The sequence below is a fragment of the Pseudomonas fluorescens genome (assembly GCF_900215245.1).
Lineage (GTDB): Bacteria > Pseudomonadota > Gammaproteobacteria > Pseudomonadales > Pseudomonadaceae > Aquipseudomonas > Aquipseudomonas fluorescens.
In genome coordinates this window covers 3,424,879-3,440,174 of record NZ_LT907842.1, presented here as the reverse complement: position 1 = coordinate 3,440,174, position 15,296 = coordinate 3,424,879, and the positions used below count along the sequence as shown (strand labels likewise).

16 protein-coding genes are annotated in these 15,296 nt (G+C 62.1%); 9 read left to right on the top strand and 7 right to left on the bottom strand.

From position 1 onward, the window contains the following. Positions 1–177 precede the first annotated feature (177 nt). Positions 178–642, top strand: coding sequence for a hypothetical protein (locus CPH89_RS15970; protein ID WP_053254498.1), 465 nt, complete (start codon positions 178–180; stop codon positions 640–642). A 14-nt stretch (positions 643–656) separates the two neighbouring features. After that, positions 657–1,469: an SDR family oxidoreductase gene (locus tag CPH89_RS15965; RefSeq protein WP_053254497.1), complete on the top strand. Its 813-nt coding sequence runs from the start codon at positions 657–659 to the stop codon at positions 1,467–1,469. Here the strand turns inward: CPH89_RS15965 and CPH89_RS15960 are convergent. Beyond that, entirely contained in the window at positions 1,466–2,323 is an 858-nt protein-coding gene (locus tag CPH89_RS15960) for a LysR family transcriptional regulator (RefSeq protein ID WP_053254496.1), read from the bottom strand. The genes CPH89_RS15965 and CPH89_RS15960 overlap by 4 nt on opposite strands. A gap of 111 nt (positions 2,324–2,434) precedes the next feature. On the opposite strand from CPH89_RS15960, the gene CPH89_RS15955 reads away from it, so the two are divergent. Together CPH89_RS15955 and CPH89_RS15950 are read left to right on the top strand one after the other, a co-directional pair. After that, positions 2,435–3,625: an MFS transporter gene (locus CPH89_RS15955; RefSeq protein WP_053254495.1), complete on the top strand. Its 1,191-nt coding sequence runs from the start codon at positions 2,435–2,437 to the stop codon at positions 3,623–3,625. After that, positions 3,622–4,023, top strand: a complete 402-nt coding sequence (locus CPH89_RS15950) for a hypothetical protein (RefSeq protein ID WP_053254494.1) — start codon at positions 3,622–3,624, stop codon at positions 4,021–4,023. The genes CPH89_RS15955 and CPH89_RS15950 overlap by 4 nt, the downstream gene beginning before the upstream one ends. A 118-nt stretch (positions 4,024–4,141) precedes the next feature. Here the strand turns inward: CPH89_RS15950 and CPH89_RS15945 are convergent, their stop codons facing one another. The 4 genes from CPH89_RS15945 to CPH89_RS15930 are packed head-to-tail and all read right to left on the bottom strand — an operon-like array spanning position 4,142 to position 8,902. Further along, positions 4,142–5,002 (bottom strand): efflux RND transporter periplasmic adaptor subunit, encoded by an 861-nt coding sequence (locus tag CPH89_RS15945; RefSeq protein WP_053254493.1) that lies wholly within the window; start codon positions 5,000–5,002, stop codon positions 4,142–4,144. Between the two features lie 10 nt (positions 5,003–5,012). Then, entirely contained in the window at positions 5,013–5,213 is a 201-nt protein-coding gene (locus CPH89_RS15940) for a DUF1656 domain-containing protein (RefSeq protein WP_053254492.1), read from the bottom strand. Next, positions 5,203–7,380, bottom strand: a complete 2,178-nt coding sequence (locus CPH89_RS15935) for an FUSC family protein (RefSeq protein ID WP_053254491.1) — start codon at positions 7,378–7,380, stop codon at positions 5,203–5,205. The genes CPH89_RS15940 and CPH89_RS15935 overlap by 11 nt, the downstream gene beginning before the upstream one ends. A gap of 10 nt (positions 7,381–7,390) precedes the next feature. After that, the gene (locus CPH89_RS15930) at positions 7,391–8,902 is read right to left on the bottom strand and encodes an efflux transporter outer membrane subunit (protein WP_053254490.1); all 1,512 of its coding nucleotides are present in this window, start codon (positions 8,900–8,902) and stop codon (positions 7,391–7,393) included. A gap of 182 nt (positions 8,903–9,084) precedes the next feature. Here CPH89_RS15930 and CPH89_RS15925 point away from each other — a divergent pair, with 182 nt between their 5' ends. From CPH89_RS15925 to CPH89_RS15905, 5 genes are all read left to right on the top strand, one after another. Further along, the gene (locus tag CPH89_RS15925) at positions 9,085–10,053 is read left to right on the top strand and encodes a LysR family transcriptional regulator (protein ID WP_053254489.1); all 969 of its coding nucleotides are present in this window, start codon (positions 9,085–9,087) and stop codon (positions 10,051–10,053) included. 471 nt (positions 10,054–10,524) lie between these two features. After that, positions 10,525–11,499, top strand: a complete 975-nt coding sequence (locus CPH89_RS15920) for a 2-hydroxyacid dehydrogenase (RefSeq protein ID WP_053254488.1) — start codon at positions 10,525–10,527, stop codon at positions 11,497–11,499. A 216-nt stretch (positions 11,500–11,715) separates the two neighbouring features. Next, the gene (locus CPH89_RS15915) at positions 11,716–12,618 is read left to right on the top strand and encodes a chemotaxis protein CheV (RefSeq protein ID WP_053254487.1); all 903 of its coding nucleotides are present in this window, start codon (positions 11,716–11,718) and stop codon (positions 12,616–12,618) included. A 3-nt stretch (positions 12,619–12,621) separates the two neighbouring features. Further along, entirely contained in the window at positions 12,622–13,104 is a 483-nt protein-coding gene (locus CPH89_RS15910) for a GNAT family N-acetyltransferase (RefSeq protein ID WP_053254486.1), read from the top strand. A gap of 108 nt (positions 13,105–13,212) precedes the next feature. Next, positions 13,213–13,956: a YkgJ family cysteine cluster protein gene (locus tag CPH89_RS15905; RefSeq protein WP_053254485.1), complete on the top strand. Its 744-nt coding sequence runs from the start codon at positions 13,213–13,215 to the stop codon at positions 13,954–13,956. Positions 13,957–14,049: 93 nt separating this feature from the next. Here CPH89_RS15905 and CPH89_RS15900 read toward each other — a convergent pair whose 3' ends face one another. Beyond that, positions 14,050–14,814, bottom strand: a complete 765-nt coding sequence (locus CPH89_RS15900; RefSeq protein ID WP_371850825.1) for a transporter substrate-binding domain-containing protein — start codon at positions 14,812–14,814, stop codon at positions 14,050–14,052. A gap of 175 nt (positions 14,815–14,989) precedes the next feature. Further along, complete coding sequence (locus tag CPH89_RS15895; protein WP_053254483.1) at positions 14,990–15,223, bottom strand: hypothetical protein; 234 nt, start codon at positions 15,221–15,223, stop codon at positions 14,990–14,992. Between the last annotated feature and the right edge of the window lie 73 nt (positions 15,224–15,296).

The window sequence follows — 15,296 nt, the reverse complement described above, 5'->3', positions numbered from 1 at the left end:
TCATCGGGAGCAAGCCCCCTCCCACATTATTTGGACCGTATTCCAAGGGTGTACCCGCTCCAAATGTGGGAGCGGGCTTGCTCGCGAAGGCGTCCGCCGGGCCAACACACCTCTCACGCTACCCAATCCCACCTACGCTTAAGTTAGGATGCTCGTTCCCTATTCGAGGTGGTCTCCATGTTCTTCGGCGTTCTCCTGATCATCACCTGGCTGATCCTGCTGCTGCGCTACCCCGCCAAAGCCTTGCCGGTATCGCTGGCCGCCGCCGTCGGCCTGGGCTTCGTGGCCATTTGGGTTGTGTGGCTGGACAACCGCGAAGCTTCGCAACTGTCGCGCCTGGAATTGCGCATCAGCTATGCACCGCAGGAATGCCCGGCCGACCGCCCCTTGAAACTGGTGCTGATCAACGGCAACGACGTGCCTCTGACCGAGCTGCGCTGGCGGCTCGCCGCGTATGCGCCGGGCGACACCGTGAACCTGGCCGACAACGTCTATGCGGCCCCACGTTATCGCGGCCCCGGCGAACTGCAGGCCGGCGCTACCTGGGAAGATTGCCTGCCCACCCCGCCCCTGCGCCCCGGCTACCGCCCGCAAACCCTGGAATTTCGCGCCGAGCACCTGCAAGGCAGCTTCTCGGACTGACAAAGGACTGATCCATGCCCAATGTACTCATCACCGGTTGCTCCAGCGGCATCGGCCGCGCCCTGGCTGACGCGTTTAAATCTGCCGGCTTCGACGTCTGGGCCAGTGCCCGCCGCGAGTCAGATGTCGCCGCCCTTGCGGCAGCCGGCTTCAACACGGTGCAACTGGACGTCAACGACAGTGCGGCGCTGCAGCGCCTGGCCGAACAGCTCGGCGAACTGGACGTGTTGATCAACAATGCCGGCTACGGCGCCATGGGGCCGCTGCTCGACGGCGGCACCGAAGCCATGCAGCGCCAATTCGAGACCAATGTGTTTTCCATCGTCGGCGTTACCCAGGCGCTGTTCCCCGCGCTGCGGCGCAGTAAAGGTTTGGTGGTGAATATCGGCAGCGTTTCGGGTGTACTGGTCACGCCGTTTGCCGGTGCGTACTGCGCATCGAAAGCCGCGGTGCATGCCTTGAGCGATGCCTTGCGCATGGAACTGGCACCCTTTGCTATTCGGGTGCTGGAAGTGCAGCCGGGAGCCATCGACACAAGTTTCGCGAAAAACGCCGGCGCCCAGGCCGAACTGCTGATCAACGAACAATCGCCCTGGTGGCCCTTGCGCGACGGCATTCGTGCGCGCACCCAGGCTTCGCAGAACAACCCGACTTCGGCCAAGCAATTTGCAGCGCAAGTGCTCAAGGCTGTGCAACACCCAAAACCGCCACGAATGTTACGTGCGGGCAATGGCAGCCGAGCGCTGCCGTTGATGGCGGCGCTGTTGCCAAAAGGGTTGCTGGAGAAAGTCCTGAAGAAGCGGTTCGGACTCTCTGGCTCACTCTAGCCCTTCATAAAATCAATAAACGCGCGCACCTTCAGCGGCAAATGCCGTGTATCCGGGTACATGGCGTAAATCCCTTGCGGCGCGAAGCGATGGTCCGCCAGTAAGCGCACCAACCGCCCCGCCTCCAGATCACCCTGCACCAGCCATTGCGGCAGCACTGCGACGCCGTGACCACGCACGGCGAACGCCTGGAGGACGGCTGCACTGTCGGCCACCAGTGCAGCAGGGCCGGAACGGTATTGATGCTCGCCGCCGGCCGGGTCGGTCAGGCTCAGCTCCGTCAAACGGCCATGGCCTAACTTGGGCACGCGCTCCAACGCATCCAGGGTTTGCACCAGGGCAAACTCAGGCGCGGCGACAGCAAACACCTCAAAGGTCGACAGCTGCACCGCCCGGTGATTGGAGTCGAGCAGTCGCCCCAACCGAATCGCCACGTCAAAGCGTTCGGAGATCAAATCGGCATGGGTGGAGGATGTGGATAAGTGAATGTTCAAGTCCGGGTGCAGGCGCCGAAAAGCCTCCACCGCAGGAGCAACGACTGCCAGCGCGTATTCCACCGTGGTGGTGATGCGTAAGGTGCCTTTGAGCTGGGCATGTTCGGAGCGGGCTTCTTCCACTGCCAGCCGGGCCTCTTCCAACATGCGTGTGCAACGCAGGTAAAAGCGCTCACCGGCATCTGTCAGCGCCAACTGGCGCGTGTTGCGAGTCAGCAAGGTAACGCCCAGTTCTGCCTCAAGGCGCTTGAGGTTGAAGCTGACCACGGCGCGGGTCTGGCCCAGCAGGTCCGCCGCGGCGGTCAGCGAGCCGGCCTCGACCACGGCCTTGAAGGTGTCGAAACGGTCCAGGCTGACCATCGGCCGAGCCCTCCTTTGTCAAAATATTTTTGACAAACTAACAGTCAAATCACCGTATCCCAAACGCTGCTTGCGACCTACCCTGCCCGCTTCACTCGCAGGATCGCGTTTATGACCTACCGCTCGAAAGTCGCCTGGATCTTTTTATTGGGCTTCGCCCTGGACCTGGTGAACATGTTTGTCGCCACCGTCGCCTACCCGGACATCGCCCGCGAACTGCACGCCTCGGTCACGCAATTGGCGTGGATCAGCAACGCCTACGTACTCGGGCTGACCGTGATCATTCCGTTGAGTGTGTGGCTGGCGGCGATCATGGGCGAACGAACGCTGATCGCGGCGAGCCTGCTGTTGTTCGCGGGCGCTTCGGTGATGGTTGGCCAGGCGGGTTCCATCGAAACGCTGATTGGCTGGCGGGCGCTGCAAGGTTTGGGCGGTGGCTTGCTGATCCCCGTGGGCCAGGCCATGGCTTACCGGCACTATCCAGCGGCAGAACGCAGCCAATTGACAGCCAGTGTGATGTCGGTGGCGCTGCTGGTTCCAGCATTGTCGCCGGCTTTGGGCGGGCTGATCGTCGACAGTGTGTCATGGCGCTGGATCTTCTACGCCAACCTGCCGCTGGCGTTGCTCACGTTGCTGCTGGCACTGCTGTGGATAAAACCTGATGCACCTGTAACAGTGCGCCCGGCCCTGGATGTAGGCAGTATTTTCAAACAGATCCGCAGCCCGATGCTGCGCGTGGCGATGTTGGTCTATCTGTTCATCCCCGGCATATTTATCGGCACCAGCCTGATCGCTATTCTCTACCTGCGAGGCCTGGGCTACGACGCGACACACACCGGCGCGCTGATGTTGCCGTGGGCGCTGGCGTCGGCACTGGCGATTTTCCTGAGCAAAAAACGCTTCAACCGCTACGGCCCAAAACCCTTGCTGCTGGCGGGCATGGCCCTGCAATGCATCGGCATCCTGCTGCTGACAAAACCCGAACCGGCCGTAATTATTCTGGCCTACGCGTTGATGGGCCTGGGCGGCAGCCTGTGCAGCAGCACGGCGCAGACCTTGGCGTTTCTCGACATACCCGCCGAGCGCATGGGCCACGCCAGTGCGCTGTGGAACATCAACCGACAAGTCAGCTTCTGCCTCGGCGCTGCCGCCCTCAGTGCGTTGTTGTCGGCCTTGGATTCCTTCGTCATAACCTTCACGATAGCCGCAGCCCTGACACTGCTGCCCCTTTTTGCCGTGTTGCGCCTGGATACATCCAGAGTCCGCACACTGCTTCACCCTGCCAGCGAGCCACAGCCATGATTGATTACAGCGATTTTTTTGAGGAAGTGACCCAGACCCACGTCGAGATCGAACAGTGGTTTGCCGGGGTTGCGCCAGAAGGCACGTTGCAGCGTTTGCTCGCGCGCTTTTCACCTGAATTCAGCATGGTTGCCCCCGCCACGGGCGCGCGGGTGAATGCAGCCGGACTGAATGCGTTGTTCACACGCCTGGGCGGCATGCGCCCGGGGTTGAAAATCACCTTGAGTGAAATGGTCGGGATTGACCGGCATGCGCGTGGTGCCACGGTGACTTATCGCGAACATCAGGTTGACGACAGCGGCACCCAGACCGATCGCCGCGCCACCGTGGTGTTCGAAAAACAGGCCAGTGGCGCGCTGCTGTGGCGCCACTTGCATGAAACCTTGATCAAGGCATAACACGATCAACTGTGGGAGCGGGCTTGCTCGCGAATGCGGTGGATCAGTCAATACTTGCGTTAACTGACACACCGCATTCGCGAGCACGCCCGCTCCCACACAAGCCAGCTCCCACCGTTCAGTTGTGTGTTGGGTTGACGATAACGGTGCAGGTGATGCCCGCCGCCAGCAACACGCCGTCCGGCACTTCATCAATGTGAATCCGTACCGGCACCCGCTGGGCCAGGCGCACCCAGTTGAAGGTCGGGTTCACATCCGCCACCAGCTCACGGCTCTGCGGGTTGTCGCGGTCGTAGATACCGCGCGAGATGCTTTCCACGTGGCCCTTGAGCGTCTCGCCGCTCATCAGTTGCATATCCGCCTCGTCACCGACTTTAACGTGGGGCAGCTTGGTTTCTTCAAAGAAGCCATACACCCAGAACGAGTTCATATCGACCACGGCCATCTTCGCTTCGCCAATGCGCGCGTAGTCGCCACGGTGCACGTTGAGGTTGGTGACGTAGCCGTCCACCGCCGCCACGACTTGCGTTCGCTTCAAGTTAAGTTCTGCGGCTTCCAGCTGCGCCAGCGCGTGTTGGTAATCCGCCAGTGCCGAGTCAGCTATGTTGCTGGCGTCATCGCGGTTTTCCCGGGAGATCACCAACGCGTCGAGGTCGGCGCGGCGGTGGGCGTTGACCTTGCGCATTTCCCAGGTGGCTTTACGGGACGCTACCAGGGATTGGGCTTGCTTGACGGCGATGCGGTAGTGCTCGGGGTCGATCTGCATCAGCAGGTCGCCCTTTTTCACCAACTGGTTGTCCCGCACCGGCACGTCGACCACTTCCCCGGTAACGTCGGCGGCGACGTTGATGATATCGGCGCGCACGCGGCCGTCGCGGGTCCACGGCGTCTCCATGTAGTGCACCCACAATGTGCGGCCAATCCAGATCGCCAAAGCCAATACCAGCAAGGTCGCGAGCAGGCTGAAAAACTTTTTCATCGGGGCATTCTCAACGGTAGACGGTCAGCGCCAGCGCGCCGAACAGGCAAACAAACAGGCTCAGGCGCAGCAGCGCCGGGTGCCAGAAAAAACGGTACAGGTCGAACCCGGCCAGGAAGCGATCCAGGGCCCAGGCAAGCGCGGCCGCGATCAAGAACATCAGGGTCATGGTCGGCATGTAGAGGCCGTGAAAGGCTATTTCACGCGGCATGTGGAGATCCTTTGAGAGCAGCCAGCGGCGATTGCGGGTCGAGCAACGAAGTGCGAATAAAGTGCAGGTAGCTTTTCACCCGACGCAGGGCCGAGGTGTCGAAGTGCGGGGCGAAGGGTTCGTCGGTGGCCTGCACGCGGCTGATCGCATGGTCGACGGCAATCAGGCCGCGCTCCAGGTTGCTCGCACTGGGCTGCAGGAACAGCCGCACCAGCGAGCGGCCCATCACGCGGATTGCCTGGCGCCATGGCTGGGATTCGGCATAGGCCGGGTGCACCGGCAAAATCGCCTGTTCCTTGCGCAGCTCAATGATCGCGTGGCCGACTTCCAGCACCACGAACATCCAGCGCAGCAGGTCGCGCTGCACGCGCGGCTGGCCGACGGCCAAGCCGTAAGCCTGGTGCAGCAGGTCGCGGGTACGGCTTTCGAAACTCGACGCCAGGCCCTTGAGCTTGCCACTGATCGCATACACCACCTGTTCGCGCAGGTCCTGTTCGAGGCGGCGCCACAGCCAACGGCTGTTGGGCGGCAGAATGATCGCCCCCGCCGCCGCGCACACCAGCATGCCGATGACCATGGCGATGTAGTCGTTGATAAAGGTGTAGGGGTTGTAGACCGTGAGGTTGTCCGGCACCGAGCCGGTGCTGAAGAAAATCAGCAGGCCAACGCCGACGCCCGCGTATTTTGGGCGTGACGCGAGGAAGGCGCCGAAGATGATCACTGGCGCAAGCATTACGCACAGCAGCGGGAAGCCGTCGATCCAGGGGAACACGAAGAACATTTCGACGAAGCCCACCAACGCGCCGATCAAGGTGCCGCAGGCCATCTGGAATGCCATGCGTTTGGGGTTGGGCGTGGCGGCGGACAGGCCGACGGTGGCGGCGGCGATCAGGGTCATGGTCGCGCCACTCGGCCAGGCGGTGGCCACCCAATAGCTGCCGAGCACGATCAGGATGAACGACGCACGAATCCCCGAGGCGGCGCAGGCCAGCCAGTTGGTTTTGGGGATAAAGGTTTCATCCCACTGCTCGCGTGCATGGCTGTGATCAGCCAGGGAGGCGTGGGTCTGCGCGTAGTTATGCAGGTCGTCGACGAAGCGGTACAGCAGCTCGTAGGCCGTATGAAAATCCAGTTGCTCGGCTTCGCTCGGGTTGCCTTCCTGGAAGGTGGCACGCAGGCTGCGCACCTTGGCGGGCAGACCGTCCTTGTAGGCGCTCAGTTGGTTGACCAGGCGCGCGGCGTCCGGGCTGGTGAGGGCGCGCCCGGAGAAGCTGTCGAGCACTTCGGCGAGGTCCTGCAGGCCGGGCTTGATGGCCGCCACCACATGATCGGCGTCAACCGTGCGCAGGCGTTCCAATAGCTGGTGCAGGGCGTTGAAACGCGTAGTAATGCTCATGAATTCGCTGTTGAGGCGACTGAGCCGACCGTTGCGCCGACGCATATGCGGGTCTTCAAACACGGTGACGCTGCGCAACCCTTCCAGGCCCACGGCTTCGGCGATAAAACGCACGTTGCTGGCCTCGAAACCTTCGCGCTGGCTGCGCCCTCGCAGGCCGTCGGTGACGAACAGCGCGAACACGCCGAAGCGCTGATACAGGGCGTTGCGCATCGCCGCGCTGCTGGTCTGCGGCAGGATCGCGGCGCTGACCAGCGTGGAACAGAGAATCCCCAGGGAGATTTCCAGCACCCGCCACACCGCCGCCATAAACGCGCCGTCCGGGTGCGCCAGGGCGGGCAAGCCCACCATCGCCGCCGTGTAGCCGGCCAGCACAAAACCATAGGCGCGGAAGTTGCGGTTACGCGTTGCGCCAGCGGTGCAAATGCCGACCCAGATCGCCAGCGCGCCGAGGAACAATTCGGTGTTCTGCGCAAACAGGGCAATCAAGAAAACCATCACCGCCGAACCCGCCAGGGTGCCGAGGAAGCGGTAAAAGCTCTTGGCGAACACCTGGCCGCTCTGCGGTTGCATCACGATAAACACGGTGATCATCGCGGTACGCGGTTGCGGCAGTTCCAGGCGCATGGCTAACCACAGCGTGAGGAATGCAGCGATCAGCACCTTGAAGATATAAACCCAGGTCACGCCATCACTGCGTGCCCAGTCGAAAAAACCACGGCGCCACTCAAGGGCGTACAACCCGCGCAGCGGTGCAGACAAGAACGTCATGAATGCCTACTCAGTGATCAAACACGGCAAGCGCCGCCGGGGTTTTACCGGGAAGGGTCTTGGCCGCTTGCGGCACATCGTTACCCGCGCCGAGCCCGCCACCCAGGGCGGTCACCAGCTCGGCATGCGCGCTCAGACGCGCGGCCTGCACCTGTTGCTCAACCTGTTGCTGGCGGAACAGCAGGGTCTGGGCGTTCAGCACATTGAGGTAGTCGGTGAGGCCGCGCTGATAGGCGATCATCGCGATGTCGTAGGTTTTCTGTGCCGAGGCCACCGACTGCGCGGCGAAGGCCGACTGCTTGTCCATGGATTCGCGGCGGATCAACTGGTCGCTGATGCCCTTGAGCGCATTGACCAGGGTCTGGTTGTACTTGGCCACAGCGATGTCATAACCGGCGCTGGCCTCGCCCAGTTGCGCGCGCAAACGGCCGCCGTCGAAGATCGGCAAGGTCATCGCCGGGCCGACGTTGTAGTTGAATTTCTGGCCGCTGAGAAAGCCCAGCAGAGTGCCGCCGGTAGCGACGAAACCCAGGCTGCCGACCAGGTCGACGTTGGGGTAGAAACCAGCATGGGCCACATCGATGCCGCGGGCCTGGGCGGCGACTTGCCAACGGCTGGCGACCACGTCAGGGCGCTGGCCGAGCAATTGCGCGGGCACGCTCGATGGCAATTTCAGCGGCGCGGCGAGGGCCAGACTCGGCCGTTGCAGTTGCGCGCCGTCACCCGGGCCTTTGCCCGCCAGCGCCGCCAGTTGGTTGCGGCTCAGGGCGATGGCTTCGTCCAAGGCGTCGAGTTGCCGATGGGTTTCCGGCAGCGGCGTTTCCGCCTGGCTGACATCAAAGTGAGTACCGATTCCCGCATTCAGGCGTTTGTTGGCCAGGTCGAGAATCTGTTGTTGCTGGGCCAACGTGGCGGCGACGATATCGCGGTTGGCGTAGTGCAACGACAGCTGGATATAGGCGCGTACCACGTTGTTTTGCAATTCAAGCTGGGCCTGACGCGCCTCGGCAACGCTCATATGGGCGAGGTCGACGGCACGCTCGGTGCTGTTACTTTCGCGGCCCCACAGGTCGAGGGCGTAACTGAGGCCCAGTGACGAACTATTGTCCCAGGTGTTGGCGCCGCTCAATTCGCCCGGACCGTAGAACTGATCCTTCGGCCAATTGTGGCGCTTGAGGGCAGTGTCACTGTTGATCTGCAACGACTCGGCCGACGCTGCAATCCCGGCCATGGCCCGCGCCTCACGCACCCGCGCGGCGGCCATGGCCATGCTTGGGCTGTTTTGCGTGGCAAGTTCCACCCAGCGATTCAATTGCGGGTCACCGTAGGCTTGCCACCAGCGTGTGGTGGGCCAGTGGGCGTCCCGGGCGGCGCTCTGGATCGCTTCGTCAGTGACCAGGTTATTGGCGTTGAGGGCCTGGCCTTGGGGGGCGATTCCTCCGGTTCCGATGCAGCCGCTGATTGCTAACGATAAGGCCAAAACACTGAGAGCCTTCAGCTCTCTGTTGATGCGACGCGGCACGGCAAGCGTATTCCTGAGGTGGTGTTGCGGGGAAGGTGGCGCAATTCTAGGCGGCGCGATGGAGGACGATAAGCTGGCATTCCTGTGAATCTTTGTTACCGTTCAGGCGATAATCCGTTGGTAGGGATCACTGGACGGCGTAACTTTCTGTCACAATTTGTTATCTCCCTTGAGAACACTCCATGGACACTTTGCAAAACATGCGCGCGTTCAGTTGCGTGGCCGAAGCCGGCAGCTTCACCGCCGCCGCCGTGCAACTGGACACCACCACCGCCAACGTCTCGCGCGCGGTCTCCAACCTTGAGGCCCATCTGCAAACCCGCTTGCTCAACCGCACCACCCGACGCATTGCACTGACCGAAGCCGGCAAACGTTATTTGCTGCGCTGCGAACAGATCCTCGCCTATGTCGAGGAGGCCGAGGCCGAAGCCAGCGACGCCCACGCGCGCCCGGCCGGGCAGTTGAAAGTGCACACCATGACCGGCATCGGCCAGCATTTCGTGATTGACGCGATTGCCCGCTACCGCCGCACTCACCCCGACGTGACCTTCGACCTGACCCTGGCCAACCGTGTGCCGGACCTGCTCGACGAGGGCTACGACGTGTCCATCGTGCTGGCCAGTGAACTGCCGGATTCGGGCTTCGTGTCCCAGCGCCTGGGCATCACCTACAGCATCGCGTGCGCCTCGCCGGATTACGTCAAGGCCAAAGGCTGCGCGCAACGGCCACAGGATTTGCTCAACCACGCCTGCCTGCGCCTGGTGAGCCCGGTTATCCAGCTGGATAAATGGACCTTCAATGGCCCCGAAGGCCAGGAAAGCGTGGCGATCAACACCTCGCCGTTTCTGGTCAACTCGGCCGATGCGATGAAAACCGCGATCACCAGCGGCATGGGCGTTGGCCTGCTGCCGGTGTATGCGGCCATCGAAGGCCTGCGCAACGGCACACTGGTGCGCGTAATGCCCACCTATCGCTCGCAAGAGCTGAACCTGTACGCCATCTACCCGTCACGCCAATACCTGGATGCGAAGATCAAGACGTGGGTGGAATACCTGCGCGGCTCGTTGCCGGAGATTCTGGCGGCGCATCAGGCGGAGTTGGTGGCGTATGAACTGAGCGGCAGCCTCAGCGGCGCACGGCTGGCGAACTGATTTCCGGCCTTTGATATAACTCAAATGCGCGAGCTGGCTTGTCGGACCGCCGAACCGCTGAGAGGGCATCAACGGTTATGCCCGATATCCCGAGGTGTCTCCAGCGCCCACAGAAAGCAGAGCAAAGCGGTGCTGGCAGTTGAACTCGGTAAAATGGTGGGCGCGGGCTTGCTCGCGAAGGCGGCGTATCAGTTACAGATAAGCGGGCTGACCCATCGCATTCGCGAGCAAGCCCGCTCCCACATTTGGATCCAGGTACATCAGACAGTGCGTGTGCCGCCGTGCGCTTGCGTTTGATCTGACCGGCCCGTTAACCACGGATTCAAGCCGCACAGAGGGCATGCCGAGCCTAAGCGAGGCAACGAGTGGTGGGGTAAAGCCAGCGCCCACTGTTAAACGGTCGTCCTGACAATCGTCGACAGGAATGTTAGCGTGCTTGGTATTCTTCCGTAGTCGATGAGCCCGCCTGCAATGAAAAAGACTGTCCTCGCCTTCAGCCGTGTCACCCCGGAAATGATCGAACGCCTGCAACAGGACTTCGAGGTCATCGCGCCAAACCCCAAGCTGGGTGACATCAATGCTCAATTCAACGAAGCCCTGCCCCACGCCCATGGCCTGATCGGCGTGGGCCGCAAGCTGGGCCGTGCACAGCTGGAAGGCGCGAGCAAACTCGAAGTGGTCTCCAGCGTCTCGGTGGGCTACGACAACTACGACGTGGCGTACTTCAACGAGCGCGGGATCATGCTCACCAACACCCCCGACGTACTCACCGAAAGCACCGCCGACCTGGCCTTCGCTTTGCTGATGAGCAGCGCACGCCGTGTGGCCGAACTGGACGCCTGGACCAAGGCCGGCCAGTGGAAAGCCAGCGTCGGCGCGCCGTTGTTCGGCTGCGACGTGCATGGCAAGACCCTCGGCATCGTCGGCATGGGCAATATCGGCGCGGCTGTCGCCCGGCGTGGTCGCCTGGGTTTCAATATGCCGATTCTGTACAGCGGTAACAGCCGCAAGACCGAGCTGGAACAGGAACTGGGCGCGCAATTTCGCAGCCTGGACCAGCTGCTGGCCGAGTCGGACTTCGTCTGCCTGGTGGTGCCATTGAGCGAAAAGACCCGCCACCTGATCAGCACCCGCGAGTTGGGGCTGATGAAGCGCAGCGCGATCCTGATCAATATCTCCCGTGGGCCGGTGGTGGATGAGCCGGCGCTGATTGAAGCCCTGCAAACCCAGCAAATCCGTGGCGCCGGGCTGGATGTGTATGAACAGGAGCCGCTGGCTGAATCGCCGCTGTTCCAGCTGAGCAATGCCGTGACCCTGCCGCACATCGGCTCGGCCACCCATGAAACCCGTGAGGCGATGGCCAACCGCGCTCTGGATAACCTGCGCAGCGCCCTGCTGGGGCAGCGTCCGCAGGATCTGGTGAACCCGCAGGTGTGGAAGGGCTGACACCTGAGCCGCGTGGCAGCGGCCCCCCTGTGGGAGCCGGGCTTGCCGGCGATGCAGGCGCCTCGGTGTCTCAGTCACACCGAGGTTGATGCTATCGCAGGCCAGCCCGCGCCCACACACGCCAACACGCTTCACCTGACAAATACGGTTAAAGCCTGGCGCGCCCAAGTCGATAACCCTCTATAGATCGTCATCCCTGATCCACAGAAGGTTTTTATGTCCACCACCAAAGCCCGCGCAGATTCACTTTCGCTTCTGCTCTTTACCTTGCGCAGCGGCAAGTTGATGGCGATTAACCTGCTTAAAGTCAGTGAAATCATCCCGTGCCCGCCGCTGACCAAGCTGCCGGAGTCCCACCCCCACGTCAAAGGCATCGCCACACTGCGCGGCGCCTCACTCTCAGTGATCGACCTGAGCCGCGCCCTCGGCGAAATGCCCCTGCAAGACCCGAACGGCGGCTGCCTGATTGTGACCGACGTGAGCCGCTCCAAGCAGGGCCTGCACGTGCAGGCGGTGAGCAAGATCGTGCACTGCCTGACCACCGACATCCGGCCGCCGCCCTATGGTTCCGGCGGGAATCGCTCGTTTATCACTGGGGTAACCCAGGTTGAAGGCGGGCTGGTGCAGGTGTTGGATATCGAAAAGGTCATCCACGGCATCGCCCCGGCGCCGATTGAAGTGGCACCGACCGACTTGACCATGGAAGAGGCCGAAGTGCTCGGCAACGCGCGGATTCTGGTGGTGGACGACAGCCAGGTCGCCCTGCAGCAATCGGTGCACACCCTGCGCAACCTCGGCCTGACATGCCATACCGCACGCAGCGCCAAGGAAGCCATCGATGTACTGCTGGAGCTGCAAGGCACGGTCGAGCAGATCAACGTGGTGGTGTCGGACATCGAAATGTCCGAAATGGATGGCTACGCCCTCACCCGCACCCTGCGCGAAACCCCGGATTTCCAAGAGTTGTACGTGTTGCTGCACACCTCACTGGACAGCGCGATGAACAGCGAAAAAGCCCGCCTGGCCGGCGCCGATGCGGTGCTGACCAAGTTTTCGTCGCCCGAACTGACCAAGTGCCTGGTGGTCGCTGCCAAGGCTGTGGCGCAAAAGGGCCTGTAACCGGTGGCGGAATACTTCCAACTGCTGCGCCGCGACCTCACCGCCAGCCTGCCGGCGCCGCAGTGGCCAGCAGATACCCGGCTGGATCATTACCGCGACGAGCTGGCCCCGGCGATTCATGCGGTGTTGCGCATGACTCAGGATCAAGGCGGTGGCCGTGTCGCGAGCCTGGCGCAATGGCAGCAGCGGTTCGTCACCGATGCCGAATTCGACCCGACGCTGTGCCTGGTGGCCAGTAACCGCGACGGTATTCTCGGCGTGGCTCAATGCTGGACCAGCGCGTTTATCAAGAACCTCTCGATACACCCCTGCGCCCAAGGCCAGGGGCTGGGTCGCGCGTTGTTGCTGCACACCTTTCATGTGTTCAAGCAGCGCGGCGAGCCTTACGTAGACCTCAAAGTACGCGAGAGCAACCTGCGCGCCCGGCAACTGTATGAAAGTGCAGGCATGGTCTTTGTGCTGCGCGACCTGGTCCCCGAAGACTGACAGGCACTGGCGCATAACTTGCTTCCAGAGAGCCAGAACCGTGAATAGAGGCAAAATCCCGTCACTGTTCAAGAGTGCCCTCTGACCTTGCCTGGTGACAGATCCTCCATGAACACTCATTTTTCCTGTGTAGGTTGCGGCAAATGCTGCACCGACCATCATGTGCCCCTGACCCTTGAAGAGGCCCGCAGTTGGGCGGCTGACGGCGGTAACGTGATTGTTCTGGTGGAGGGTTTTCTCGGCAATGGCCTGGGCTTGCCCGTGCAACAACGCGAACACGCCGAGCGCCGTTCGGTGGTGGTGCCCAGCGGCAATACCGAGGCGTTTGTGGCCATCACGTTTGCCGCCTACAACGCCGGGCGCTGCCGGAATCTTGACGAAGACAACCGTTGCGGCATTTATGCGCGCCGCCCGTTGGTGTGCCGTATCTACCCGATGGAAATCAACCCGCACATCCCGCTGAACCCCGCCGCCAAGGACTGCCCGCCGGAATCCTGGGAACAGGGCCCGGCGCTGATCGTGGGCGGTGAGTTGGTGGACCAGGAACTGGCGGAACTGATCCGCCGCTCCCGCCAGGCCGACCGTGACGATGTACTCACCAAGGAGGCGGTGTGTGCGCTGCTGGGCATTCGCACCACCGCGCTAAAAGGCGACGGGTTTACCGCGTACCTGCCGGATATGCACGCCTTTGCCCAGGCCATCGAGCTGGCGCTTGACCAGCCGTCGGTGGCCAGTGAGTGGGTGTTTCATGCGTCCGGCCTGGACATCGCCGAGCAGTTGCTGGATGCCGGCGCACAGATTGCTACCGAGGTGCCGGCCAACTACGCGTTTATTTCCTTGCGCGCGGCTTGAGCCCCGGGTGGCAAGGCGTCAGAGGCTGGCCATGAACCTGCCCGGCGCCCATGGCGCGTGGCGTTTGCGCCAGCACGCGCAGTGAATGAACCGTCACGGTGTTTCCAAGTGGTAGGGCGCGAGGATCCGTTGGTATTCGCCATTTTGCATCAGCTCTTCAAGGGCACGGTTGAGTTGACTGCGTAACGCCGTATCAGGCTTGCGCACCGCGATTGCCACGCCATTGCCCAACAGTTCGGCCGAAATCTCAGGGCCCATGAAGTTGAAATCCTGGCCGGCGTCAGTGTCGAGCAGCGCGCCCCGGATTTCCACGGTGCCCTGCAAGGTTGCATCGATATCACCGGCCACCAGGCTGCGGACCAACTCGTCATTGAGCCAGAAACTCTCGATGATCACGCCCTCGGGCGCCCACTGCGACAGGGTAAAGGCTTCGCGGTTGCTGCCCAGCAATACCCCCACTCGCTTGCCCTTGAGCGAACTGATGGTCGGCATCAGGCCCGAGGATCGGCGGGCGACCAGACGTGTAGTGAAAGGATAAAGATTGTCGGTGAAGCCCACCCAACGCCGCCGTTCAGACGTGGGGGCCATCCCCATGATCGCATCGAATTGCCGGGCATCAAGCGCCGGGACGTTTTCGACAATCACCTGGTCGACCCAGGTGCAGCGCACATTCAACTGCTGGCACAGGGCATTACCCAGGTCGATATTCAGGCCGACCAACTGGCCTTGCGGGTTGCGGCTTTGGAAGGGCGGGAATTGCGCGGCGACAGCGAAGCGGATTTCGCGCCGAGGCGGTTCAACCACCGCAACCGCATCAATCGAGAACAACAGGGCAAGCAGTGCAAAGCGCTGTATCAGTGCCACGAGAAACGTCCTTTTCCTGAAAGACCAGCCTCTCTGCACCCCGCCCCGTTCAACTAAGGGGGGCGGTGCGGAGGCTGTGCAAACTTTCAAGAAACGGTCGCGGACCTACAATCAGAAATATAAGCAGAACCTGTAGGCAAACACCGCTACAGCGTTCGCTGACTTAGTCTCAGCGTTTACCCATCGAGCGACGAGTACCCGGCGGGGCCATGCCTGGCGATTTGGTGTGGCCGTTTTTAGCGCCATTTTTATACCAAGGCTGGGCGGCATTCTTGGCCCCGGCCAGTTCACCCGGCTTGAACGGAAACTTGAACGCCGGGATCTCGGCTTTTTCAACGCTTTCAGCGCTGGCCGGATCGACGAGGTCGGCCGCTTCAACAGGGGGTTGTGTCGGGGAAGTCATGAAAGCTCCGGGGCGTGCAAAAAATGAGGCAGGGCCAACTTGCGGGCCACGCTGGCGCGCAGTATACCTGCGC

Coding starts and splice junctions, on each gene's coding strand:
- CPH89_RS15925 (WP_053254489.1), top strand. CDS start 9,085: ATGGACACTTTGCAAAACATGCGCGCGTTCAGTTGCGTGGCCGAAGCC.
- CPH89_RS15940 (WP_053254492.1), bottom strand. CDS start 5,213: ATGCCGCGTGAAATAGCCTTTCACGGCCTCTACATGCCGACCATGACC.
- CPH89_RS15920 (WP_053254488.1), top strand. CDS start 10,525: ATGAAAAAGACTGTCCTCGCCTTCAGCCGTGTCACCCCGGAAATGATC.
- CPH89_RS15915 (WP_053254487.1), top strand. CDS start 11,716: ATGTCCACCACCAAAGCCCGCGCAGATTCACTTTCGCTTCTGCTCTTT.
- CPH89_RS15960 (WP_053254496.1), bottom strand. CDS start 2,323: ATGGTCAGCCTGGACCGTTTCGACACCTTCAAGGCCGTGGTCGAGGCC.
- CPH89_RS15970 (WP_053254498.1), top strand. CDS start 178: ATGTTCTTCGGCGTTCTCCTGATCATCACCTGGCTGATCCTGCTGCTG.
- CPH89_RS15950 (WP_053254494.1), top strand. CDS start 3,622: ATGATTGATTACAGCGATTTTTTTGAGGAAGTGACCCAGACCCACGTC.
- CPH89_RS15905 (WP_053254485.1), top strand. CDS start 13,213: ATGAACACTCATTTTTCCTGTGTAGGTTGCGGCAAATGCTGCACCGAC.
- CPH89_RS15945 (WP_053254493.1), bottom strand. CDS start 5,002: ATGAAAAAGTTTTTCAGCCTGCTCGCGACCTTGCTGGTATTGGCTTTG.
- CPH89_RS15965 (WP_053254497.1), top strand. CDS start 657: ATGCCCAATGTACTCATCACCGGTTGCTCCAGCGGCATCGGCCGCGCC.
- CPH89_RS15935 (WP_053254491.1), bottom strand. CDS start 7,380: ATGACGTTCTTGTCTGCACCGCTGCGCGGGTTGTACGCCCTTGAGTGG.
- CPH89_RS15895 (WP_053254483.1), bottom strand. CDS start 15,223: ATGACTTCCCCGACACAACCCCCTGTTGAAGCGGCCGACCTCGTCGAT.
- CPH89_RS15955 (WP_053254495.1), top strand. CDS start 2,435: ATGACCTACCGCTCGAAAGTCGCCTGGATCTTTTTATTGGGCTTCGCC.